The following is a 24,495-nucleotide window of genomic DNA, read 5'->3' as shown; positions in this document are numbered from 1 at the left end:
CATTCATTATGAGCCAAAACGAAATTAAAGTTTTTTGTCCTGCTACGGTTGCAAACGTTTCATGTGGATTTGATGTTCTAGGTGTTGCCCTAGACTCTGTCGGTGATGAAATGATAGTGAGAAAAGTTTATCAAAAGGGTATTAAAATAACTAAACTTACAGGGCAAGATTTACCTAAAGAAACCTTAAACAATGTAGCCGGTGTTGCAGGTAATGCATTTTTACTGGCATCTGATTACGATGGCGGATTTGAGATTGAAATTGATAAAAGAATAAAGCCTGGTAGTGGTATTGGCAGTAGCGCTGCTAGTTCAGCCGGTGCTGTTTGGGCAATGAACCATTTATTGGGTAAACCATTCAGTAAAACCGAATTAGTAAAATTCGCCATGGAAGGTGAACGTTTAGCAAGTGACGTCGCTCATGCAGATAATGTAGCCCCTGCCCTATTTGGTGGTTTCACGTTGGTGCGTAGCTACAGTCCATTAGACGTCATTGATATTCCTGCTCCGTCAGAATTATATGTAACTATAATCCATCCGCAGATAGAAATAAAAACATCAGATTCTAGAAAGATTTTGAAAACTACTATTTCTATGGAAACTGGAATTAAACAATGGGGTAATGTAGGTGGCTTAGTTGCCGGATTATTTAAAGAGGACTATAATTTGATTGGTCGCTCATTAGAAGACCATATTGTAGAACCCATTCGTTCAATCTTAATTCCTGGTTTTGATGAAGTTAAAAAGGTTTCTCTAGAAGCTGGTGCTTTAGGTTCTGGAATTTCAGGATCCGGACCATCAATTTTTGCTTTTAGTAAAGGAAACGAAACAGCAGTAAAAGTAGGCGAAGCAATGAAAACGGTTTACGACAAAATCGGTATTGCTTACGAAATTCACGTATCAAAAATTAATATGGAAGGCGTTAAACTTTTATAAGTTCAGCAGCAGTACATTCATAACATTTAAAAATATTCAGCTTGAAATTCTATAGTTTAAATCATACAGCACCCGAAGTTTCTTTTGATACTGCCGTAGTCAATGGTATTGCACCAGATAAAGGTTTGTATTTTCCGGAAGAAATTAATCCGTTACCAAGTTCTTTTTTCGAGAAAATAGAAACTTTTTCTAACGAAGAAATTGCTTTTACGGCAATACAGCAATTTGTATCGGGTATTGTTCCTGACGATGTATTGAAGGATATCTTAAAAGAGGTATTAGATTTTGATTTTCCTGTAGTTGAAATCACTCCCAATATTGCAACATTAGAACTGTTTCACGGTCCAACAATGGCATTTAAAGATGTTGGCGCTCGTTTTATGGCACAATGTTTAGGCTATTTTTCTAGGTCTACAAAAAATGAAGTTACCGTACTTGTAGCTACTTCTGGCGATACTGGTGGTGCCGTTGCTAATGGCTTTTTAGGTGTTGCAGGTGTGAACGTAGTTATACTTTACCCTGGCGGAAAAGTAAGTGATATTCAAGAAAGACAATTAACTACGCTAGGTAAAAATATTACCGCTTTAGAAGTTGATGGTACTTTTGATGATTGCCAAGCTATGGTAAAGAATGCCTTTTTAGATAAAGAGCTTCTTGATCATATGAAATTGACTTCAGCGAATTCTATTAATGTTGCTCGCTGGTTGCCACAATTATTTTATTTCTTATTTGCTTACAAACAAGCGAAATCCAAAGATAAAGAGATTGTATTCTCTGTCCCTTCCGGTAATTTCGGTAATATATGTGCTGGCTTAGTTGCTCAGCGTTTAGGCATGCCTGTAAAGCACTTTATAGCTTCTACTAATGTAAACGATACTGTACCGCAGTTTATGCTTACAAAAGAGTATACTCCTAAACCTTCTACAGCTACAATTTCTAATGCTATGGATGTTGGGGATCCTAGTAATTTTATTAGAATAAGACATTTATTCCAAGATAATTTTGAAGCTCTAAAAGAGAACCTTTTTTCTTATCCTTTTGATGATAATCAAACAAAAGATGCCTTAAAGGAAATTTACAATATCAACGGATATATTGCTGATCCTCATGGTGCGGTCGGGTACTTGGGCTTAAAGAAATATCAAGAACAGAACCCTAATACTTATGGTATTTTCTTAGAAACGGCACACCCTGTAAAGTTCTTAGATATTGTTGAAAAAACGCTTCATGTAAAATTAGAAATTCCAGCACAGATTCAAAAAGTAATGGGAAAAACTAAAAAATCTATTAAGATTTCAACCTATGGCGGACTCAAAGATTTTCTTTTGAAATCTTAGTCTGCTATTAAAGATTACAATATTTTCCTAATTAGAGGTTTAGCCACATTTGCTTCTATTTATTTTCGATAAATTTGTATCGCCAATAAATAGAAAAAAATGAAAAATACTGCGCTTACCACAACCCACGAATCTCTTGGTGCCAAAATGGTTCCATTTGCCGGTTATAACATGCCCGTTTCTTACGAAGGTGTTAATGCCGAACATGAAACTGTACGTAAAAGTGTGGGCGTTTTTGATGTATCGCATATGGGCGAATTTTTAATCTCTGGACCTACTGCCTTAGATTTGATTCAAAAAGTATCATCTAACGATGCAACAAAACTAACTATTGGCAGAGCTCAATATAGTTGTCTACCTAATGAAACTGGTGGTATTGTTGACGACCTTATCATTTACAAAATTAAAGAGGAGCAGTATTTACTAGTGGTCAACGCTTCAAATATTGAGAAAGACTGGAATCATATTTCATCTTACAACGATGAATTTAAAGCAGATATGAAAAACATATCTGAAGGGTATTCGCTTTTAGCAATTCAAGGTCCTAAGGCTGTTGAAGCGATGCAATCTTTGACTTCTGTTAATTTAGCTGATATAAAATTTTATCATTTTGAAGTTGCCGATTTTGCAGATATAGATAATGTAATTATTTCTGCAACAGGATATACCGGATCTGGCGGATTCGAAATTTACTGTAAGAATGATGAGGTAAAACAGATATGGGACAAGGTTTTTGAAGCCGGAGCAGATTTCGGAATCAAACCAATAGGATTGGCAGCTAGAGACACCCTTCGTTTAGAAATGGGATACTGTCTTTACGGTAATGATATTGATGATAACACCTCTCCGCTTGAAGCTGGTTTAGGTTGGGTAACTAAATTCAACAAAGATTTTGTCAACTCCGCAGCTTTAGAAAAAGAAAAACAACACGGACCAGAACGTAAATTAGTTGCATTTGAACTAGATGAACGTGGTATACCTAGACATGGTTATGATATTGTTGACGGTAAAGGTAAAACAATAGGCGTAGTAACTTCTGGTACCATGTCGCCTTCTATGGGTACCGGTATTGGCTTAGGTTATGTCCCGCCAATATTTACTGAAGTTGGTAGTAAAATTAATATTCAAATTAGAAAGAATGCTGTACCAGCAACTATAGTTAAATTACCATTTTATAAGAAGTAATGATAGATTTTCAACGTATTCTTACTTCAATTAATGAAGCTGCATCTAATGAAAAAGATAAGGGTAAGATTGCAGATTATATACCTGAACTAGCAAAGGTCGATGTTGACAATTTCGGTATTCATTTGATAGATATTAAACAAAATAATTTTTCTGCCGGAAAATCTGACGAACAATTTTCTATTCAAAGTATCTCAAAGGTCTTATCGCTTTCTATGGCTTTAGGAAAAATTGGAGAAAAAGTTTGGAAACGTGTAGATGTTGAACCTTCTGGAGATCCGTTCAATCATTTATCACTTTTAGAATTAGAAAATGGAATTCCAAGAAATCCGTTGATAAATCCAGGTGCGATTGTCATTGCTGATATTTTGATTTCTCAGTTAGAACATCCTAAGGAAGAATTCTTAGCTTTCGTTCAAAAAATTGCAAATGACGATACTATAGCTTACGATGAAGATGTAGCAAAGTCTGAAAAACGAACAGGATTTCGAAATTTTGCAGCTGCTAACCTTTTGAAATCCTACGGAAACTTAAAAAACGACGTAGATGTAGTATTAGATTTTTACTTTCATCAATGTTCACTTGCTATGAACTGTATTCAATTAACGAACACTTTTTTCATGTTTATGAACAATGGAAAGTGTAGAAGAAATAATACGTTCTTAACCATATCACAAGTAAAACGTATTAATGCCATAATGTTGACTTGCGGCTTTTATGATGAAGCGGGTGAATTTGCTTTTGAAGTTGGACTACCTGGAAAAAGTGGTGTTGGCGGTGGTATCGTTGCCTTTCTCCCTAACAAATTCTGTGTAGCAACATGGTCTCCAGGACTCAACCCTAAAGGAAATTCTAAATTAGGAATGCTTGCTTTAGAAAAATTAACTACAGAAACTGAACTTTCTATTTTTTGAAATTAGACACTAAAAAAATATTGATTCTTGGCGGAAGCGGTTTCATAGGTAATGCGATTTACAAAGAACTTTGTAATTATTTCGATACCTATGGCACCTATTGTCATGCCGCAAATTCATTCTCATCTAATAAACAATTTGTACATTATAATTTAGAAGAAGATGATATCGTTGAAGTTTTAGAAGAGATTAAACCACAAGTAATTGTTTCAGCTTTAAGAGGCAATTTTGCTGCTCTGGTTATTGCACATAATCATATTGTGGAATACATTACTAAAGAAGACTGTAAAATATACTTTATATCATCTGCCAATGTTTTTGATGCCTACAGTAAATATCCATCTTATGAAATGGATAAGACTTTATCTGAAAGTGTATATGGTAGACTAAAAATAAAGATTGAAAATATGTTGCTCAGGTTACCAAAAGATAAAATGGCTATCTTAAGAGTACCTATGGTATTTGGCAATAGCTCCCCAAGAGTTAAGGACATGAAAAAAGCTATTCTAGCAAATGAACCTGTAGAAGTATTTCCTAATTTAATATTAAATGTAACTAATGATGATAAGCTTACTCAGCAAATACATTACCTTATCAATAGAAACAAAACAGGTATTTACCATCTAGGAAGCAATGACCTGACGCATCATGAAGATTTTATAAAAGAAGTTTTAGAACGTGTAGGTAATTTTAATCCTATTATAAAAAGGGTTTATACCACTAATGAAGACAGGTATTTGGCAGTCTTACCAAAGACTAATAAATTACCTAAAAATTTACAGTTTACTTTTCAAGATATTATTGATCATCATGTTTTAAATTAGTAACCACTATGAAAGAAATAGAAAAATTTACTGACCAGCAAATAGCAGACTATTTGGGTCAACTTGACGGATGGGAATATGTGGATGGCGCCATAGAAACCACCTTTGAATTTAAAAATTTTAAAGAAGCATTTTCGGTAATGACACGTATAGCCTTTGAATGCGAGGCACAAGGTCATCACCCAGATTGGAGCAATGTTTACAATACAGTAAATATTCGTCTAAACACCCATGATGCTAATGGCGTTACCGAAAAAGATTTTGTTTTAGCCAGAACGATTGAAGATATAATAGAAAGTGAATTTTAATATTCGATATTAATTACAGATAGAAAAGGTTATTAATGAAATTCAATTTATTGATTTCTGAACATTGACCGTTTTTGTACATTTGTTTAAAATAATTTACCATGGGAAGAGCTTTTGAATTTAGAAAAGCACGTAAAATGAAAAGATGGTCAGCAATGTCCAAAGCCTTTACACGTATAGGCAAAGATATTGTGATGGCCGTAAAAGAAGGTGGACCAGATCCAGATGCCAATTCACGCTTAAGAGCAGTTATACAGAATGCAAAGGCAGTAAATATGCCAAAGGACAATGTGGATCGTGCTATTAAAAGAGCAAGTGACAAATCTTTAGGTGATTATAAAGAAGTGCTTTTTGAAGGCTATGCCCCACATGGTATTGCTATTCTGGTTGAAACTGCTACTGACAATAATACAAGAACCGTTGCAAATGTTAGAAGTTATTTTAACAAATGTAATGGAAATATGGGTACATCAGGTTCTGTAGAATTCATGTTCGACCATACCTGTAATTTCAGAATACCCGCAGAAGGTCTAGATTCAGAAGAATTAGAATTAGAATTAATTGATTTCGGTGCAGAAGAAGTATTCGTAGATGAGGACGGAATATTAATTTACGGACCTTTTGAAAGCTTCGGTGCTTTACAAAAAGAATTAGAGAATCGTGAAATTGAAATTTTATCATCAGGCTTTGAACGTATACCCCAAGTAACAAAAGCGCTTACCGAAGAAGAAGCTGCCGATGTAGAAAAACTACTTGAAAAATTAGAAGAAGATGATGATGTACAAAATGTATATCATTCTATGGAAGAATAAACTTCTATATAGTTTTATAAAAAAAGGAGACCAAATTGGTCTCCTTTTTTTGTTTATCTATTGCCGAATATTATTATCTATGAATTAACATTTGTTGATGAAATTCTAAAATTTTTTTATTGAAATGTCACATAACATCTTACACTATCAATACTTCCCCTCTACCCCTTCAAAAAAAGAATGATACTTCTTAAAATCGGCTTCTTTATCTTCTGTTGGGATAAGAGGTTGTGATAATTTTATTTCTTTTTTACCGTAGTCAAAGGCGACTAATACAATTGGCACATTGGCGGTTTTAGCAATGTAGTAGAATCCTGTTTTCCATTTTTCCACCTTTTTTCTGGTACCTTCAGGTGAAAGTGCTAATCTGAATTTTTTTCGTTCGCTGAATATCTCTGCTGTAGCTTTTACGGTATCATTGGTTTTGGTGCGATCTATAGGTGCACCACCTGTCCAACGAAAAAACCAACCAAATGGAGGTTTAAATAAACTCTTTTTGCCTACAAAGTTTATTTCTTCTTGCCAGACAGCACGAATTAACAACCCCAACAGAAAATCCCACCAACTGGTATGTGGTACCACAATAGCAACAAACTTTTCCAAATGGGAAGGAAAGGCTCCATTGAGTTTCCATCCTAGAATTTTAAAATATATAAATTTTGCTATTTGCTGCATATGACAAAAATGTAGGCTATCCTATTAACTGACCCACTGATTAAATAAATTAAAAAACTATATTTTCTGGTAAATAGCCTTGAGTTTTTCAGGAGTAATTACAGACTTCCAGTCTTCGCCTAAGGCATTTTCCCACAAAGGTTCCATTCCCATAGCAACAGTAATCATCGTATCCATTTCTGCATTCGACAGCTTTGCACATATCCCTTTTGGCAATACTATATTATGTTTCTGGAGCATTTTTTTGAACACCTCTACACCTTCGGGATAAAACTCTTCTAAATATTGAAAAACAAGACAATTGCCTATTCCGTGTTTTACACCTAAAACGTAACCTAAACCATAACTCATGGCATGTGCTACACCAACTTGTGAATATGCGATACTCATACCGCCATGCCAAGATGCCATCATCAGTTTCTCTCTACTTTCTGATTCTTCTATATCTTCTAAAAAAACTTCTTTGCAAAGCTCTAGCGATTTCTCGCCATAACTCTGACTAAACGCATTCAAGAAAGTTCCATTTAGGGATTCTATACAATGTATAAAACAATCCATACCTGTATAGAACCATTGTTCTTTTGGCACTCCCACTGTTAATTCTGGATCTAACAATACCTGGTCAAAAGTGGTATAATCTGAATTTATACCTAATTTCTTTTCCGGCCCCATTAAAACCGTAGTTCTAGAAACCTCTGCTCCTGTTCCACTAATTGTTGGTATACCTACATGATATATTGATTGTTTATTGACCAAGTCCCAACCTTGATATTCTGATGCGCTACCTTTATTAGTCAGCATAATCGCAACTGCTTTTGCCAAATCTAATAAGGTGCCACCACCAATACCGATAATACCAGAAGGTAAATCACTAAACTTTTCTTGAATCATTTTCACAAGAGCATCCACTTGTTCGGTTTTTGGCTCTTCGTCGGCTGAAATTAAAATGATTTGATCACAAAAAATACTCGGAATTCTATTGATGAGCTCCGTATTTTCAAAAACATCATCTACCAAATAAATCATTGGTGCTTCTGAGTGTTTTCTTTTCGGCATTAAAATATCACCCAGAGTATCAAAACTACCCTTACCATAAACTACTCTTGGTACCATAGGGAAATTTCTAAACTCCTCTGACGCCTTCGTTGGTATTTTCTTTAATGTCATTTGTTTATTCACCTCCATTTTCATTAAACATATTCCAATATATCAGTTAAGGTCGAAATCGTCATATACCCTTTATTCTCTATAGGTCCTTTTACCTCTTCATGTTCCCATGTAGTATGAAATGGTACATGTATTGCCCTTGCTCCTATTTCTACCAATGGTAAAACGTCCGATTTTAGAGAGTTACCGATCATTAGAAACTCACTTGGTTTTATTTGCAAATGATCTAGAAGATCACTGTAATTCTTTTCCTTTTTATCACTCAACACTTCCACATGATGAAAATATTCTGACAATCCTGATCGTTCCAATTTTCGTTCTTGATCTAAAAGATCGCCTTTTGTCAAGACAATTAATCGGTATTTATCTTTCAAACTCTTTAAAACATCTTCTACTCCGCCCAATAATTCTACTGGCTGGGTGATCATTTCTTTTCCCAAATCTAAAAGTGCTCCTAACGTTTTAGTTGACACTTCATTATTTGAAAGTTCTAAAGCACATTCAATCATAGAAAGCATGAAGCCTTTTATACCATAACCATATAAATCTAAATTCTTTATTTCTGTTCTAAAGAGCTCTTGATCTATTTTATTCTTGGTTTCGTACTTCTCCAACAAGTTGGCGAATTTATCTTCTGTATCTCTAAAGTAAGTCTCGTTTACCCAAAGGGTATCGTCTGCATCGAAACCGATAACATTAATTCCGTCAAAATTTATTTCCATGCCGCTTGAGCTTTCTTTAAGTCCTCAGGAGTATCTATTTCTATGCCCTGAACATTCGTTTCTACCATTTTAATCTTCTTACCATATTCTAAATAACGTATGGCTTCAATTTTCTCAGTTGCTTCTAATTGTAGCATTGGCAAGCGCTGAAAATCCACTAACGCACTTTTTCTAAAGGCGTAAATACCTTTATGCTTATAATATATGGTTTGCTCACTTTTTGCTCTTGGGTAAGGTATCGGTGACCTAGAAAAATACAATGCAAAATCTCTGTTATCTACTATTACTTTTACCGTATTCGGATTATTAATTTCTTCTTCATCCGTAATTTTAACCATTAGAGAGGCTAGATCAATTTCTTTATGAATATCATCTTCAAAAACCTTCATTACCCCTTCTAAGCTTTCTCTATCTGTAAATGGCTCATCGCCTTGCACATTTACAATAATATCGACATCCATCTGCATTACAGCTTCTGCAATACGATCACTACCACAATCATGTTCTTTTTGACTCATAATAGCCAAACCACCTGCTTTAATGATTGTGTTATAGATAACATCGCTATCTGTCACCACATATACTTCGTCAAATAACTTAGTATGTACTGCAGCTTGATAGGTTCTTAAAATGACCGGTTTACCAGCTAAATCTTGCATTAATTTTGCAGGAAATCTTGATGCCGCATAACGGGCAGGTATCATTGCTATTTTTTTCAACTATTTTAATTTTATGTTTTTGCCTTTGGTCGTAAGCTTCTGTATATCCTAAATATGATTACTAAGATGATAATCACCAAAACCGCTGCTAAGATAGGTGCAAATATTGAAGCTACAGACACAACTGCCGCCGTACCTGTTTCTACGGTTGTTATTAACGGATTCGCCAACCCACCAGTAGTTGCAGTAGATGCCAAACGACCTGTTGCCCCTGCTCCTTTTATCGCAGTGGCAGTACCTCCACCGGCTATTATTGCCAAAGACCAAGTTATTACCGGATCTAAATCTGCTACTGTTGAGACCATAACTGCAGTGCCTGCTATTGCTGCTAAAGGCACCGCTATACTATCTAATAAATTATCGAACCAAGGGATGAAATAAGCAAATATTTCTAATAATGTTGCAACGCCTAAAGTTAAAACCGCTACTAAACTGCCTATCCATTGCCAATTATCATTCAGTTCCCATACTCCAAAATATGATGCCAGACTTAGTGCAAATAAAGGTAGAAAAACTCTAAATCCTACAGATGCTGCTAATCCTATTCCTAAAAAAATACTTAAAACTGTATCGGTTGTCATATTCAATTTACAATTAGAAAAAATTCTTTCCTATATCAATAATTACTAAAATAACCTTTTCTTAATCAAGAAAAAAATCATCTTTAAAACCTATAAGGTACAACTTGCTTTTTGCCCTTGTAACTGCTGTATACAACCATCTTAAGTATTCTTTATCTATACCATTGGGCAAATAAGGCTGTTCTATAAAAACAGTATCCCACTGCCCCCCCTGAGATTTATGACAGGTTATTGCGTATGAGAATTTCACCTGTAAGCCATTGAAGTACTTATTATTCTTAACCCCCAAAAATTTCTTGTACTTAGAACTTTCATGTGCAAAGTCTTTCATAACCTCTTGATACAACCTATTACCATCTTCATATGATAAGGACGGAGATTCTGCAGTAATGGTATCTAACAATAAAACAGTTTCAAAAGGTGGCATATTAGGATAATCGACCATTTTCACCTTAACCTCGGCAAACTTAAAGGTGAAAATTTCCTTGATGTCAAATATTTCTAAAATCTCTATAATATCTCCGTTTGCAATAAAACCAGCTTCTGTGCTTGGCTTTAACCAATAGTAGTTGTTCTTCACCACCATCATAAAATCGCCTACTGCAATATCATTCTCTAAAAATAAAATTCGCTCTCTAATATTTTGATTGTAAAGATTTGCTCGTTTATTAGATCGTACTATAAATGCAGTTTCTTCTTTTCCATTTTCTGAATATGAACTATCTATGGCTTCTTGTATTTCGTTACCATCTATTAATCGCACTATATCGGTGAAGGGATCGACATCAAATTTGAAATCTTCAAAGAAATCACTTTGTAATTGCTCCCTTAATAAGGTTGCATTTGCCAAAATTCCTGAATCGCCTGCTTGCCTTACTACTTCATTCAATTCTAAACGAACCACTTCTTTATTATAGTTCAACGATAGTTTATCACCATCTAAAGCGGGACTCAACACCAAATGCACGGGTGGTAATTGCGCTGTATCTCCTATTAATAACAACTTACATTTGTGCCCAGAATACACGAACATCATTAAATCATCTAATAAAGAACCGTTTTCGAATAATTTAGAATCAGCGGCAGTATCTGGTATCATAGATGCTTCATCGACGATAAATAATGTATCTCTATGTTTATTGGGTGCTAAAACAAACTGAATTCCACCACCACTTTGTTTCTTCGGAAAATATATTTTTCTATGGATAGTAAATGCCTGCGTTTTTGAATAATTCGACATCACTTTTGCAGCCCTACCAGTAGGTGCCATAAGCACAGCTTTCTTCTGAACTTTCCATAAACTGTTGACCAAAGTACCAATTAAGGTAGTTTTACCTGTACCGGCATAACCTTTTAATAAAAAAACTTCATCTTTAACAGAAGAGAGCGTAAACTCTGCCAATTTTTGCAAAGCCACTGATTGTGTGGCAGTTGGTATGTGTGGAAATTTAGTTTCTAGTATACTATAGAATGATGCAGGAGTTGTTGGTTTCATGTGCCTTCAAAGATAAAGATGATTTTTAGCCTAAAAACTTTTACGATTAAAAAAAAATTGTAGATTTGTGAAGACCACTAAATAAAAATAACACATACGAAATGAAAACCATTATACAAATTTTACTTTGGATTGGATGTATCGCTTTTGCTTACCTTATTTATAATTCCATTACCGGACCAATTAAATTTAAAGAGGTAAAAGAAGAACGTTTTTCGCAAGTAGTTGCCAAATTAAAAGATATTAGAAATTCTCAAGAAGCATACAAAACCGTTAATGGTAAATATGCGAATGACTTTAATAGCCTTATTCGTTTTATCGACACCGGTAAATACGTTATAACGCAGCAAAGAGATTCTTCTTATATGGAATTTGATAAGGCATTTGGTATCGATTTGCTGAAAGAAGTAAAGATTATTGACACCTTAGGTACTGTTTCTGTAAAAGATTCACTTTTCAAAACAGACAATAGATACAAGACATTAATGGATGTACCTACAGCTGTAAACGGTGAGAAATTTACAATGAAAGCTGCATTTGTAGAAAAGAGTGGCTATAAAGCTCCGGTTTTCGAAGCTAAAGTTGATAAAGATGTTGTTCTTTACGACCAGCCGAAAGATTTATTAGCTCGTGAAAAAGCTGCATTAAGTGTAGAAGAAGTTAACGGACCTTCAATATATGTTGGTTCTTTAGTAGACGTAAGTACTAGCGGTAACTGGCCTCCTATTTATGACAAAAAAGAAAAAAAATAGTAGCTTAAATATAGCGGATAAAAATTTTAAGAAATTGTCCATTCAGGTTAGCTTGAATGGACTTTCTTTTTGTGTAGCAGATACTGTGTCACAAAAATTATTGATTTCTGACAAAGTGGATTTTTCTGATGAAAAAAACCCAATGACCGTCAAAGATGAATTGGAAAAACTATTTCAAAAGCATGATATAGAAAATATGCAGTTTGATGAAGTTGTTACTGTTCATAGAAACACTCTTTTCGGACTAGTACCTAAATCTTTATTCAATCCGAATAACCTCAATGAATACCTTAAATTCAATACTAAGGTTTTGGCAAATGATGTTTTAGCTTATGACGAAGTAGAGAATCATGATTTAGTCAATGTTTACGTACCCTACGTAAATATCAACAATTACATCTACGATCTTTTTGGTGTATTCGATTTCATGCATAATGGCACCGTTTTACTGCAGTCTTTGCTAAATAACCAAACACAAAATCAAGAGATAACTTGTTTTGCCCATGTCAATAAAAATCAATTAGATATAACAGTTTTAAACCAGCGCAAACTACTACTATACAACAGCTTTAAGTACAACACGAAAGAAGATTTCGTCTACTATTTGTTATTTGTTTTAGAGCAGTTAGAATTAGACCCTAAGACCGTTCTTGTTAAACTATTTGGAGAAATCGAAGAAGACGATGAAATATATCAACTATGCTATAAATACATTCAAAATATCAGCATTTTTGAGCCATCATCTTCTAAATTGTTTAAACTTGGCGAAACTTCAACTAGCACAATAGACTTTACCCTTATTAACACTATATAATGCGAATAATATCAGGAAAACATAAAGGACGTCATTTAATGGCTCCAAAAAAACTACCTGTAAGGCCTACAAAAGATATGGCCAAAGAGAGTCTGTTTAATATTTTAAATAATAGCTACTATTTTCCTGACCTTAAAGTTCTTGACCTTTTTGCCGGTACCGGTAATATAAGTTACGAATTCTCTTCTAGAGGTGTTGATGATGTTCTAGCTATAGATGCAGACGCTGGATGCATAGAATTCATAGACAAAACAGTTGAAATGTTAGACATGAATATTCGTACATTAAAAAGTGATGTTTTTAGCTTTCTACAACGAAATACAGAAAAATTTGATATCATTTTTGCTGATCCATTTTACGATATGGAGCTAACTGATTTCGAAAAATTGCCAGAATTAATTTTTGAAAATGAAATTCTATTAGAAGACGGAGTTCTAATTATTGAACATTCTAACCGTACTAGCCTAGCCGAGTTTCCTCATTATAAAAACTCTAGAAAATACGGCGGTAGTGTTTTTAGTTTCTTTGAGAAATAATATTCAAAAAATATTGATTTAGCATTTAACAATGCAAAAAAACTTTCGACTACGCTCAGAATTAATTCCGTGTCTTTAATCTTGGTTTATATTAATATTTAAAAAAGCAGGCCATAAGCCGGATTCTGTATTCTGAAAAATCAGAATTCCTTATCATTTATCTAGGCAAAGGGTTACCCCAGAGCTCGAACCGCCTACCCTTCGGCTTGGGCGTGCAGCCCTCAAACACCGATTTACATGACGTTTCACCGTATAGAGTTTACCTGGTTTCACTACAGCCGAACTGTACTTGCTTTCTGTTGCACTTGTCCTCACATCTCTGCGGACGGGCGTTACCCGCTATACTGCACTATGGTGTCCAGACTTTCCTCTCCCAATTTATTGGCAGCGATAAGGTGGCCTGCTAAGCGCAAATGTACTGCAATTGTTGATAACTAAGGATGATCTCTTTTCTTAATTCTCGTTAGAATTAAAGGCTATATTTATATTTGTATAAGTTTAATCAGAGATAGTATTTTGGAACCATTTATTGTATCGGCCAGAAAATATAGACCCCAGACATTTAAAGATGTTGTGGGTCAGCAGTCTATAACCAATACGTTACAAAATGCAATAGACCAAAATCACCTTGCACAAGCTTTATTATTCTGCGGACCAAGAGGTGTTGGTAAAACTACCTGCGCCCGTATTTTGGCAAAACAGATAAATTCCGATGGCACCGAACAAGAAGACGAAGATTTCGCTTTCAATATTTTTGAGCTTGATGCCGCTTCTAACAACTCGGTCGATGATATTCGTAATCTAATTGATCAAGTTCGTATACCACCACAGGTTGGTAAATACAAAGTATATATTATTGATGAGGTACATATGTTGTCTCAGTCTGCTTTCAACGCATTTCTAAAAACGTTAGAAGAGCCACCAAAGCATGCGATTTTCATATTAGCGACTACAGAGAAGCATAAGATTATACCAACAATTCTATCTAGATGTCAAATTTTTGATTTCAAAAGGATTACGGTTAAAGATGCTGCTGAATATTTAAAGTATATTGCTGAAAACCAAGGCATAAATGCTGAAGAAGATGCATTGCACATCATTGCCCAAAAGGCAGATGGCGCCATGCGAGATGCCTTATCTATTTTTGATAGAGTTGTTAGTTTTTCAGGTTCTGAGCTTACACGTAAAGCGGTTACCGAAAATTTAAATGTCTTAGACTACGATACTTATTTTGAGGCCACAGACTTAATATTAGAACATAACATACCAGGGTTATTATTGTTGTTCAACAAAACCCTATCACTTGGTTTTGACGGACACCACTTTATATCTGGATTAGCTTCTCATTTTAGAGATTTAATGGTATGCCAGCATCCTGATACGATTAACTTACTAGAAGTTGGCGAAGCAGCCCAACAATTATATAGAGATCAAAGTAAAAAGACCGCTCCCTCCTTTTTATTACAAGGCCTGGAAATTTCAAACGACTGCGATTTAAAATATAAAACAAGTAAAAATCAACGCTTACTTGTTGAATTAACGCTTATGAAACTTGCCTCTATCAATTTTGATGGAGAAAAAAAAAATCCTGAATCCGTAGCTCTTAACAATAAGACTATTGATTTCATTGCTCCTTCAGCGTTTTATAATCAAGCACCAAAAAAGCGATCTGAGACTAAAACTGTAATTGGAAATCAACAGGCAGTAACAAATACAGAAGCCCCAAAACAGACAGTTACCGGTAATAAAATTACAGAAACTGCAATTGAATCTAAACAAGCCCAAACACAAGCAAATACTCCAGTTATACCGGTAAAAACCAAAGAACCTCAACAAAATACAGAAAAGTCAACCACATCAGAAGCTAGTACTGGTGTTAAAAAGCCGATTATAAATCGCCCTACTAAAAGGGTTTCCGGACTTTCAATTTCTAGCTTAAATGCAAAGAAACAGCACGAACTGAACAAGATTGAGGTTGTTATTGATGAAAACAACTTACCTAAAGAACCATTTACAGAAGAAGAACTTCGTAAACATTGGGCAGATTTTATAGAAATTATAGATAAGAAGGGTCAAAAAATCCTAGCTTCTAACCTACATTCAGATATTCCTAAATTGAAAGAAGGCTTTGCTATTCATTTAGAGCTTCCTAACGGTACAATGAAAAAGGAAATCGAGCGCGAACAGTTCGAATTGATGGAGTATTTACGTGCTAAATTGAACAACCACTTTGTTCATTTAAATATCACGGTAAATGAAACTACATCAACCAAATTTGCATTTACGCCTGAAGAGAAATACGAGAAATTAAGAGAGAAGAATCCCGTTATTGATTTATTGAGACAGGAATTCGATTTATTCTTATAACTTTTTCTTGCTCCGAAAAGCAAACACCAATAGCACTATTGAAATTATTAGAAGTCCGAAAGCTTCCCTACCTAATTCTACGGTAACAATGTCTCCATCATTTAAATCGAATCCTTGAAAATCTGAAGGATATAGATATACAAAGCCAATAAACGAAAGCACTCCTAAAACCAACGGCACAATAGACCCTATCTTATTTAACGCGAATAATAGAGATATTAAAGCAGCAACACCGTAAATGACAATCCAATGTAACGAGTCTGGATCATTGTACTGCAAGACTGCACCCACAGTAAATAATAATGCAAAAATATAGCCTAATATCTTAAATAATAGATTCATTTAAATTTAGTTTAATAGGTGATCTTCAATAAGATCACGCACTTGTACTGCACTAATTCTCTGATCGTTATCACCAGTTACATGATTACTTATAAAGATTGGAAAATCTTCCTCATCTTCTGTTAAACGACCGTGAGAACCTTTTATCAAAGTAGCATCAATTGGTATAATATTCATGACCGTTCTAAAACCCATTTTTTTCTTAAGTAGCTTACCCACTACTTTTGCCATTACCAATTTATCTTTTGGATCTGTCAACATTTCAACCGGATCATAACCTGGCTTTTTATGAATATCTACCATTCTTGCATAATCTGGTGCCTTTGCATCATCTAGCCAGAAGTAATAAGTAAACCAAGAATCTTTATCAGCTACTACTACAATATCACCACAACGTTCATGATCCATATGATACGTTTTCAAATCATCCCCATAAAGTACTTTCTCGACTCCTTCTACAGTTTTTATCAAGGCTGCAACACGTTCAATATTCTGCTCATTCTTGCAATACACATGCGCAATTTGGTGGTCTGCAACTGCAAACACATCACTAGCACCTGCATCTAAAAGTTCTAAACCTCGCTCTTCACGAATGGCCAGCATTCCCTCTTTTCTTAATACACGATTGAGATGAATTGGTCTATTTACATTTGTAATTCCGTATTCAGAAAGCAGTATTACTCTAGTTTCTAACGCTTCATAGTGTTGTACCAATTCTTCTACTACAGCATCAATTTCATTTAGGTCTTTTGAAATCACCTTGAAATCTAGACCATATCGCTGCAGATTATAATCTAAATGCGGAAGGTAAATAAAGGTTAAATCTGGATTGTGTTTTTTATCCGTCAATAAAGCGGCATCAGCTATCCATTTAGAAGAATTGATAGTTGTTTTAGGTCCCCAAAACTCAAATAACGGAAAAGTACCTAATGCTTTTTGCATATCGTCTCGCAACTCAGCCGGAAAAGAATATACATCTGGAATTTTTCTTCCGTCTGCTAAATAATTAGGTCTTGGCGTAAGGCTATAATCTACATTGCTGTACATATTATACCACCAAAAATGATTGGCACAAGTAAAATTAGGATGTTGCTCTTTTAAATCATCCCATATTTTTGGTTGCTCTACCAGTTTATTTGATTGTCGCCAGAACTTGACTTCGCATTCATCTTTAAAATACCAGCCATTACCAACAATACCATGCTCTGACGGCCATTTCCCTGTTACATAGGTAGATTGCACGGCACAGGTTACACCTGGCAAAACAGGTTCTATGTATGATGTTTGACCTTTTTCTAAAAATGATTTTATAAACGGAGTATGCTCACCTATCAATCGCTTTGTTAAACCAACTACATTTATGACTACCGTTTTTTTCATATTACATGTGTGATTTAAACCACTCTATTTCTCTAATTATAGATACTGACAAATCTTGTTTTAAATCTGAAGGAAGTACATCCCAAGTATAGGTTTCAATTTCCAAATGTTCTGATACTGGATTAGATTTAATATAATCCATCGTTTTTAAAATATGATCTTGCGTAGAGAACAGTTGCCCATATTTTTCCAAGAAAATAGGAACGTGATAATGCGCACGTAGTTCTTTATGATTTCTTTCCCCTTCCAGAACCAAAGGTAAATCGCTATAGGTTTTTACTTTGCCATTCACCTTTTCGGTTACTTGATGCAAATAGGTTGGCTCATTGAATTGAGACAATTGTTCCCAAATAACCTCATCATTGCCACCACCAAAAAGAATTTTTAACGCGGCACTTACTTGAATTTTTCCTACTCGTATATTTTCCTTTTTAAACTTAGCAAAGGTATCTGTAGGTTCTTCATAAGCCAATGCAAAATGGCAAACATCATAACAAACCGTAATGTACTTTTTAATTAAAGCTTCTGCTGCATCCGGACTCAAACCTGATTCTTGCTCAAAATAAGTAATTCCTAAAGGCATTAAATAATCGGAATAAAAAAGCAAAACCTCATCGCTATTTTCTAATAACCCGTCTGGCTCTGGTTCTATATCTAAATGCAAATAGGTTCCTGTAGCTTGCTCAATTTCAAACAATTGTTTGGCAACCTCTAGCATATTTTTAGCACCAACCTCAAATGCATCCTTTATTTCACCTTCTGTCTTATGCCAATATTTATAGGTGATCGGAGAAGTCGAAATTCCGCCATTCATTCCCACCGGAATTAATTCGGATAATTGACGAAACAATCGTTTTGTATATTTTAATCGATCATCGGTAGTCCAATCAGGAGCATGCACCTTATCTTTTATACGTTCATCATGAAAATTACCATAAGGGAATCCGTTCATGGTGAAAACATATAGATTGTTGGAATCTAGCCATTTTTTAAAATCGGACATATTATCTTCCAAATCAAGTTCTTCACTTGCTTTATTAGATAATCGCAATCCCAGACCAAATGGTTGTTCTTTTGAAACTTCTTGTTTTATTCCCGGCACATGTTTTTTTATACTCTCGAAAGTACTTTTCCAATCTTGACCAGGATGAATATTTGTACAATAGGTTAAATGAAGGTTTTCTTTTAGCTGCATTGAACTTAATTTAAAGCGAATTGATGGTTCAACTTTGTAATTGCTTGTGACATTAACTCCATATCGATAGTATGAACGTCATGCTTAACGCCTAAATCAGAAATTAGGGTAATTGTCAACTGACCCCCTAAATGCTCTCTAAACTCTTCTATACCATCTAACAAAGACTGAATTTCTACACTGCTTTCTACCGGAAGAGAAAGATCAAAACCGATAGCAATCATAACGTCTAAAATATGCTGTAAATCTCCCTCTGAAATTAAACCGGTTAATTGAGCATAAGTCACATCTAGCGCAATACCTTTTGCTACTGCCTCACCGTGTCGCAATTCATAATTAGTCATGAATTCCATTTTGTGGGCTGCCCAATGTCCGAAATCTAAAGGTCTTGATGAACCTGATTCAAAAGGATCACCACCTTGCGCAATATGATGCATATGCATTTCTGCACATTTATAAATTACATATTGCATGGGTTCCATTTCTCTATTTTTCAAAGCTGCTGCATTATCTGCTATATATTTAAAAAAGGTTTTATCTTTAATTAAAGCAACTTTTATGGCTTCAGAAATACCGGAAATCCAATCGCGTTGCTCTAAAGTTTCTAGAAAATTACTGTCGTTGATAATTGCGAAAGGGGGAGCAAATGTTCCTAAAAAATTTTTCTTTTTAAAAGCGTTTACACTGTTCTTTACCCCTACTGCAGAGTCGTTCTGAGATAATACTGTAGTAGGTATTCGTATCAACTTAACACCTCTGTGTGCAATTGCAGCTGCATAACCGACCATATCAATTACCGCACCACCACCTATAACAACTACAAATGAATGACGACAAATTTTGTTTTCATTGACTCCTTTTAAAACAGACTCAATAGCTGTATCGCTATTTTTAACTTGCTCGCCACCTGGTAATACCAAGGTATTGGTATACTTTATAGTTTGCTGATTTTTTTTACAATAAGCTTCAATCTCATTTATTAATGCAGGATGATGATTTTTAACTCCGTCATCCAACACAAACAAAATTTTGACAGGTTCAAAGCTCTTATAATCCGCAATTAATTTTTCGAATAACGGATTCTCTAAAGCAAATAGTCCCGAGGTAAAGTACAATTGATAATCGTATTGCACTTGAAAAGACTGTTTTATTGGTTGTAATTGCATATGATTTTATGTTACAGCAAATAATTTTGATAACAACATTGATACTGGTAATAACAACAAAACCGCTAATGCTAAATACCAATTGGAAAAACCGGCTACCCAGCAAGCGTTCATTACAACAAGTGATAATACACCGCCCATTACCGCCTTCCTTATATTCTTAGGTGAGTTTTCTTTATAGGCTTTTAATAAAGGTTTAAAAATCAAATACCCGAATAAAATTAAGAACGGCAATAAGACTATCACATTGTCTTTCTGTTGCATTACAATTAACGTAATAGATAGTATAACTATTGTATATAATATACCTGCCCACACAATGTGTTTTTTATTATTTCCATGGACTTCGCCCCTACTTATTAATGTAATGGCAAAAATATAAACTACAGGCACTAGCGCTATGTACCAATGAGAGAGCAAGCCCAAAACAGACATTCCCATTAAAAGATTTAAACCACGGCAAACACCCATGTTCAAAGGACCTGCGAAACCGAATTGCTTAAAATACCCATCATACGTTAAAATAGCAATAGTCAAGACTACGGATATTATCCCTGCAAGCATATTACACTTGAATGCCAAGGTAACGCCTATCAACATTAATATAGTTCCGAAATAAATTGCCTCACGCTTAGGCACTAATCCGCTTGGTATCGCTCTTTCCGGCCTTTCAATAGCATCTAATTCTGCATCGAATACATCATTAAAAACAACTCCACCGGCATATAAAGCAACAGACGAGAATACCAAAAGAAGTACATCACCGCTTTGATCTGTTAAAAATTTAAGCGCCTCTATATTTTTTAGATATAATGCTATAGCAATACCCGCCAAAATATCTGCTGCTGCAGTTGGCAAATTTGCGGGTCTTGCCAAACGCGCAAAACCCATTAACTTTTCTTTCATTTTAGGTAATTTGGTCTTCGTCTATTCTTGGTTTCTGACCTCTTAAAACACTATTATCATTAAATAATTGCGATTGATTAATGCTGTCTGGCTGTAACCAATGCGCTTCTTTCATTTTACCATTTTTGCTAAAAGCATCTAAAGCATTTTGGTAACAGGTCTTTCTTACATCTTCCATAGAAATACCTCTTTTCAACATTAGAGAAGCTGTTTTCGGCACTGCCAATGGATCACTTACACCCCAATCTGCAGAGCTATCTACGATAATATTAGAACTACCGAATTTCTTCACTACTTCTACCATACGCTCATTGCCCATTTTTGTTTTTGGGTAAATAGTAAATGCAGCTATAAATCCGCGTTCAAGAACTTCTTTGACCGTTTCTTCGTTATTATGGTCAATAATTACATTAGCAGGATCTAAACCGTGTTCTAAACAAACTTCCATACTTTTAATAGTACCGGCTTTCTTATCGCGATGAGGTGTATGTACCTGAACCGTCATATCCAATTCTTTAGCCATTTCTAATTGCATTCTAAAAAACTTGTCTTCGGCGGGTGTTTGGTCATCATAACCAATTTCACCAATGGCAACTACATTTTCTTTATGTAAGTATAAAGGCAACAATTCTATAACTTGTTCCGCTAAAGCCTCATTGTTGGCTTCTTTAGAATTTAAGCCAATAGTGCAATAATGCTTAATACCAAATTGGCTAGCTCTAAAAGGTTCCCAACCAACAAGACTACTAAAGTAATCTTGAAAAGAACCAACTTGGGTTCTAGGTTGACCCAACCAAAATGAAGGTTCTATTATTGCTACAACTCCCGCTGCTGCCATTGCTTCATAATCATCTGTTGTTCTTGACGTCATGTGAACATGCGGGTCAATAATCATCATTTTATCTTCCATTCTATTGTTGTTTAATCGTATTCCAAGTTATATGTCCTTCTGCTATTTTATGTTTTAGCTCTGGTTTACTATTTAACAGAGCCAATGCCTTATCATTTTCTGAATAATAACAACAAAGGGCTCCTGAATTATTTTCTGTTGCATCATCACTATTTAAAAGTGTCTTCATGTCTTTTAAAAGCTCATCATTCAAAAATTTGGAAACGGGTCTCCAAAATAATGGGTCTATTTTTCTACCTGCAGCCCACCTTTCATGTGCATAATCAGATATTATTCTAGTTAAATCAGCATTTGCCCTTTCATCAACAGATTCTATTTGCGAAAGATCTCGCTCCATAAATGCAGCTTTTAAAAACATCTGATTCCATTGTTGATCATTGAAATATTTTGCCGGATATGGGTTGTTCAATGAAATTGAATCAAAAATGGTAGCAATGTTCGTTCTTAAAGCTTCAACCGCTGTTTGTTTATAAGCTTCGGGATTGGGTAACAAAATCAAGTATTTCAAAAAGGTTTCCAATTCACTTGTATCAGCCACCTGTATAATGTTTGCCACCTTAGGCGTATAATATTCCTCATCATGCCCTAGTACTTCTGACAACAAATAGATACGTGCTACTTGTAGCATATTTGCTCTATGTGCGCTGAAATAACTAGCACTTTCAGTATCTAATTTTTTAAATGGAATTAGGTTTGTAGTATCAAATTTTACATTTAGCAAGCTATAGGTCATGAATAAATCTTTTGAAGATTTATCACCAGCCAACTTCTCAATTTTACCCTTTAACCAACTAACACTTTCTGGTGTTCCAAATTGTATTAAAATATCTTGAATATCTTTTTGATTGTGCATTTTGTAATAAGATTGACTTTACATCAAAAATAATTATTATTCAGCAGTAAGTTGTCTAGGTTCTTGATTATAATTGGCTCGGTCTCGAAATCTTTTCTAATTTTGAAAAAAAGTAAACTATGCTAGGCTTAAAATTACCTACTGATCCAAGATGGGTAAATATTGTAGAGAAAAATATTGATGAAATACTTACTGATCATGCGTATTGTGAGCAAAAAGCCGCTAGTACCGCCATATCGCTAATTGTATCTTTCCCTGAATATACCGAGCTTGTTGAAGAAATGGTAGCGTTATCTAGAGAAGAAATGGGTCATTTTAAAATGGTGCATGACCTTATATTAAAACGCGGCAATACTTTAGGCAGAGATCGTAAAGATGATTATGTTATTGAACTAATCAAATTCTTTCCAAAAGGAGGAAGCAGAACTACACAATTGGTTCATAGATTATTGTACGCAGGATTAATTGAAGCGCGCAGTTGTGAGCGATTTAGATTATTATCCGAAGAGTTAGAAGACAAAAAATTAGCCGAATTCTATCATAAATTAATGATAAGTGAAGCCGGACATTACACTATGTTCTTAAAATTTGCCCGTAAATATGGGGAATTAGAAGAGGTGAATAAAAAATGGGACAGCCTTCTAGAATATGAAGCTCAAATCATGAAAGATTTAGGAACCAAAGAATCTATTCACGGTTAAATCTCAAATTACTTATTTTCAGAATTGTATAAATCTTTAATTATACCATCTGAAAGTCCGATTTTAGGAACATGAATTTTCTTAGCGCCACTCCATTTGGCAGCTGATAGAAAAATTTTGGTTGCCGGTATGATAACATCTGCCCTATCTGGATTTAATCCTAGCTCTGATATACGATCATCATAACTTAGGCTATCTAAAAAATGATATTGAGCGTTTAACCAAATATATGATAAGGGTTCGCCTTCTTTTCTTCCTGAAATCTTATGCAACTTATTAATATTACCACCTGAACCAATTATGGATAACTTGGGTTTATCTTTCAGAATTAACTTAATCCATACTTCTAACTTATTCCAAGTCTCAGGCTTTACCATATCATTCAAAAGTCTAACTGTACCTAATTTAAACGACTTAGAAACTTGAATTTTCCCATTTGAAAATAGAGTGAATTCTGTGCTACCGCCACCAACATCTATATACAGATAAGATTGATCCTCTTTAATGAGACTCTTTAAATCTGTCGCGGCTATTATAGCTGCTTCTTGCTTACCATCTATCAAATCTATTTGAATACCTGATTCTAAAGCAATTTTTTTAATTATCTCATTACCATTATTGGCTTCTCTCATTGCAGATGTAGCACAAGCTCTATATTTTTCAACTCCTGCAACTTCCATTAGCAGTTTAAAAGCTTTCATGGTACTTATTAACCGTTTTTCATTTATCTCAGAAATTTCACCTACTGTAAATGAGTCTTCGCCCAGTCGTACAGGCACTCTAATTAAAGAACTTTTTCTGAATTGGGTTCTTTTACCCTTATCTTCAATAACGTTATGTGTAAGCAACCGAATAGCATTGGAGCCTATGTCAATCGCCGCAAATTTTCTTATCTTCAA

At 34.7% G+C, this 24,495-nt stretch carries 26 protein-coding genes and 1 other RNA gene; 12 read left to right on the top strand and 15 right to left on the bottom strand.

The window, feature by feature from the left end; all coding sequences use genetic code 11:
• Window positions 1-8 precede the first annotated feature (8 nt).
• From CLV90_RS19005 to CLV90_RS18975, 7 genes are all read left to right on the top strand, one after another.
• Window positions 9-935 (top strand): homoserine kinase, encoded by a 927-nt coding sequence (locus CLV90_RS19005; RefSeq protein ID WP_133689094.1) that lies wholly within the window; start codon window positions 9-11, stop codon window positions 933-935.
• Between the two features lie 41 nt (window positions 936-976).
• The gene (gene thrC / locus CLV90_RS19000; RefSeq protein WP_133689093.1) at window positions 977-2,272 is read left to right on the top strand and encodes a threonine synthase; all 1,296 of its coding nucleotides are present in this window, start codon (window positions 977-979) and stop codon (window positions 2,270-2,272) included.
• Between the two features lie 99 nt (window positions 2,273-2,371).
• A complete protein-coding gene (gene gcvT / locus CLV90_RS18995; RefSeq protein ID WP_133689092.1) occupies window positions 2,372-3,457 on the top strand; it encodes a glycine cleavage system aminomethyltransferase GcvT in 1,086 nt (361 codons plus the stop codon).
• Window positions 3,457-4,371 carry a glutaminase gene (locus CLV90_RS18990; RefSeq protein ID WP_133689091.1) on the top strand — a complete coding sequence of 305 codons (915 nt, stop codon included), beginning with the start codon at window positions 3,457-3,459 and terminating at the stop codon, window positions 4,369-4,371. The genes gcvT and CLV90_RS18990 overlap by 1 nt, the downstream gene beginning before the upstream one ends.
• Window positions 4,368-5,195: a sugar nucleotide-binding protein gene (locus tag CLV90_RS18985; RefSeq protein ID WP_133689090.1), complete on the top strand. Its 828-nt coding sequence runs from the start codon at window positions 4,368-4,370 to the stop codon at window positions 5,193-5,195. The genes CLV90_RS18990 and CLV90_RS18985 overlap by 4 nt, the downstream gene beginning before the upstream one ends.
• An 8-nt stretch (window positions 5,196-5,203) precedes the next feature.
• Window positions 5,204-5,503, top strand: a complete 300-nt coding sequence (locus tag CLV90_RS18980; protein WP_133689089.1) for a 4a-hydroxytetrahydrobiopterin dehydratase — start codon at window positions 5,204-5,206, stop codon at window positions 5,501-5,503.
• A gap of 101 nt (window positions 5,504-5,604) precedes the next feature.
• Complete coding sequence (locus tag CLV90_RS18975) at window positions 5,605-6,315, top strand: YebC/PmpR family DNA-binding transcriptional regulator (RefSeq protein WP_133689088.1); 711 nt, start codon at window positions 5,605-5,607, stop codon at window positions 6,313-6,315.
• 147 nt (window positions 6,316-6,462) lie between these two features.
• Here CLV90_RS18975 and CLV90_RS18970 read toward each other — a convergent pair whose 3' ends face one another.
• The 6 genes from CLV90_RS18970 to CLV90_RS18945 form a co-directional block, all read right to left on the bottom strand.
• Complete coding sequence (locus CLV90_RS18970) at window positions 6,463-6,990, bottom strand: 1-acyl-sn-glycerol-3-phosphate acyltransferase (RefSeq protein WP_133689087.1); 528 nt, start codon at window positions 6,988-6,990, stop codon at window positions 6,463-6,465.
• A gap of 57 nt (window positions 6,991-7,047) precedes the next feature.
• Window positions 7,048-8,157 carry an iron-containing alcohol dehydrogenase family protein gene (locus CLV90_RS18965; RefSeq protein WP_243835589.1) on the bottom strand — a complete coding sequence of 370 codons (1,110 nt, stop codon included), beginning with the start codon at window positions 8,155-8,157 and terminating at the stop codon, window positions 7,048-7,050.
• Between the two features lie 23 nt (window positions 8,158-8,180).
• Window positions 8,181-8,879 (bottom strand): HAD family hydrolase, encoded by a 699-nt coding sequence (locus CLV90_RS18960; protein ID WP_133689086.1) that lies wholly within the window; start codon window positions 8,877-8,879, stop codon window positions 8,181-8,183.
• Complete coding sequence (gene kdsB, locus CLV90_RS18955) at window positions 8,870-9,583, bottom strand: 3-deoxy-manno-octulosonate cytidylyltransferase (RefSeq protein WP_208295146.1); 714 nt, start codon at window positions 9,581-9,583, stop codon at window positions 8,870-8,872. Before kdsB ends, CLV90_RS18960 begins: the two co-directional genes overlap by 10 nt.
• Before the next feature lie 26 nt (window positions 9,584-9,609).
• Window positions 9,610-10,179, bottom strand: coding sequence for a DUF4126 domain-containing protein (locus CLV90_RS18950; RefSeq protein WP_133689084.1), 570 nt, complete (start codon window positions 10,177-10,179; stop codon window positions 9,610-9,612).
• Window positions 10,180-10,240: 61 nt separating this feature from the next.
• A complete protein-coding gene (locus CLV90_RS18945) occupies window positions 10,241-11,674 on the bottom strand; it encodes an ATP-dependent DNA helicase (protein ID WP_133689083.1) in 1,434 nt (477 codons plus the stop codon).
• A gap of 101 nt (window positions 11,675-11,775) precedes the next feature.
• Here CLV90_RS18945 and CLV90_RS18940 point away from each other — a divergent pair, with 101 nt between their 5' ends.
• The 3 genes from CLV90_RS18940 to CLV90_RS18930 are packed head-to-tail and all read left to right on the top strand — an operon-like array spanning window position 11,776 to window position 13,776.
• A complete protein-coding gene (locus CLV90_RS18940) occupies window positions 11,776-12,426 on the top strand; it encodes a hypothetical protein (RefSeq protein ID WP_133689082.1) in 651 nt (216 codons plus the stop codon).
• Window positions 12,404-13,240, top strand: coding sequence for a DUF3822 family protein (locus CLV90_RS18935; RefSeq protein ID WP_133689081.1), 837 nt, complete (start codon window positions 12,404-12,406; stop codon window positions 13,238-13,240). Before CLV90_RS18940 ends, CLV90_RS18935 begins: the two co-directional genes overlap by 23 nt.
• A complete protein-coding gene (locus CLV90_RS18930; protein WP_133689080.1) occupies window positions 13,240-13,776 on the top strand; it encodes an RsmD family RNA methyltransferase in 537 nt (178 codons plus the stop codon). The genes CLV90_RS18935 and CLV90_RS18930 overlap by 1 nt, the downstream gene beginning before the upstream one ends.
• A gap of 99 nt (window positions 13,777-13,875) precedes the next feature.
• Here CLV90_RS18930 and rnpB read toward each other — a convergent pair.
• Window positions 13,876-14,183, bottom strand: an RNA gene (gene rnpB, locus CLV90_RS18925) — RNase P RNA component class A.
• 109 nt (window positions 14,184-14,292) lie between these two features.
• Here rnpB and CLV90_RS18920 point away from each other — a divergent pair.
• Window positions 14,293-16,143, top strand: a complete 1,851-nt coding sequence (locus CLV90_RS18920; RefSeq protein WP_133689079.1) for a DNA polymerase III subunit gamma/tau — start codon at window positions 14,293-14,295, stop codon at window positions 16,141-16,143.
• Here CLV90_RS18920 and CLV90_RS18915 read toward each other — a convergent pair.
• The 7 genes from CLV90_RS18915 to CLV90_RS18885 are packed head-to-tail and all read right to left on the bottom strand — an operon-like array spanning window position 16,138 to window position 22,895.
• Entirely contained in the window at window positions 16,138-16,485 is a 348-nt protein-coding gene (locus CLV90_RS18915) for a transmembrane 220 family protein (RefSeq protein ID WP_133689078.1), read from the bottom strand. The genes CLV90_RS18920 and CLV90_RS18915 overlap by 6 nt on opposite strands.
• Window positions 16,486-16,491: 6 nt before the next feature.
• Window positions 16,492-17,865: an alkaline phosphatase family protein gene (locus CLV90_RS18910; RefSeq protein ID WP_133689077.1), complete on the bottom strand. Its 1,374-nt coding sequence runs from the start codon at window positions 17,863-17,865 to the stop codon at window positions 16,492-16,494.
• A gap of 1 nt (window position 17,866) precedes the next feature.
• Window positions 17,867-19,060: a metabolite traffic protein EboE gene (eboE, locus tag CLV90_RS18905; protein ID WP_133689076.1), complete on the bottom strand. Its 1,194-nt coding sequence runs from the start codon at window positions 19,058-19,060 to the stop codon at window positions 17,867-17,869.
• Window positions 19,061-19,065: 5 nt separating this feature from the next.
• Window positions 19,066-20,226, bottom strand: a complete 1,161-nt coding sequence (locus tag CLV90_RS18900; protein WP_133689075.1) for a 3-dehydroquinate synthase — start codon at window positions 20,224-20,226, stop codon at window positions 19,066-19,068.
• Window positions 20,227-20,232: 6 nt separating this feature from the next.
• On the bottom strand, window positions 20,233-21,132 hold the full coding sequence (gene eboC, locus CLV90_RS18895; protein ID WP_133689074.1) for a UbiA-like protein EboC: 900 nt from the start codon (window positions 21,130-21,132) through the stop codon (window positions 20,233-20,235).
• 1 nt (window position 21,133) lies between these two features.
• The gene (locus CLV90_RS18890; protein WP_133689073.1) at window positions 21,134-22,042 is read right to left on the bottom strand and encodes a TatD family hydrolase; all 909 of its coding nucleotides are present in this window, start codon (window positions 22,040-22,042) and stop codon (window positions 21,134-21,136) included.
• Between the two features lies 1 nt (window position 22,043).
• Window positions 22,044-22,895 (bottom strand): EboA domain-containing protein, encoded by an 852-nt coding sequence (locus tag CLV90_RS18885; RefSeq protein ID WP_133689072.1) that lies wholly within the window; start codon window positions 22,893-22,895, stop codon window positions 22,044-22,046.
• 119 nt (window positions 22,896-23,014) lie between these two features.
• Here CLV90_RS18885 and miaE point away from each other — a divergent pair, with 119 nt between their 5' ends.
• The gene (gene miaE, locus CLV90_RS18880) at window positions 23,015-23,596 is read left to right on the top strand and encodes a tRNA-(ms[2]io[6]A)-hydroxylase (RefSeq protein ID WP_133689071.1); all 582 of its coding nucleotides are present in this window, start codon (window positions 23,015-23,017) and stop codon (window positions 23,594-23,596) included.
• A gap of 8 nt (window positions 23,597-23,604) precedes the next feature.
• Here miaE and CLV90_RS18875 read toward each other — a convergent pair whose 3' ends face one another.
• Window positions 23,605-24,495: a Ppx/GppA phosphatase family protein gene (locus CLV90_RS18875; RefSeq protein ID WP_133689070.1), complete on the bottom strand. Its 891-nt coding sequence runs from the start codon at window positions 24,493-24,495 to the stop codon at window positions 23,605-23,607.

The sequence above is a fragment of the Maribacter spongiicola genome (assembly GCF_004364165.1).
GTDB lineage: Bacteria > Bacteroidota > Bacteroidia > Flavobacteriales > Flavobacteriaceae > Maribacter > Maribacter spongiicola.
This window is presented reverse-complemented; position numbering and strand designations above follow the sequence as displayed.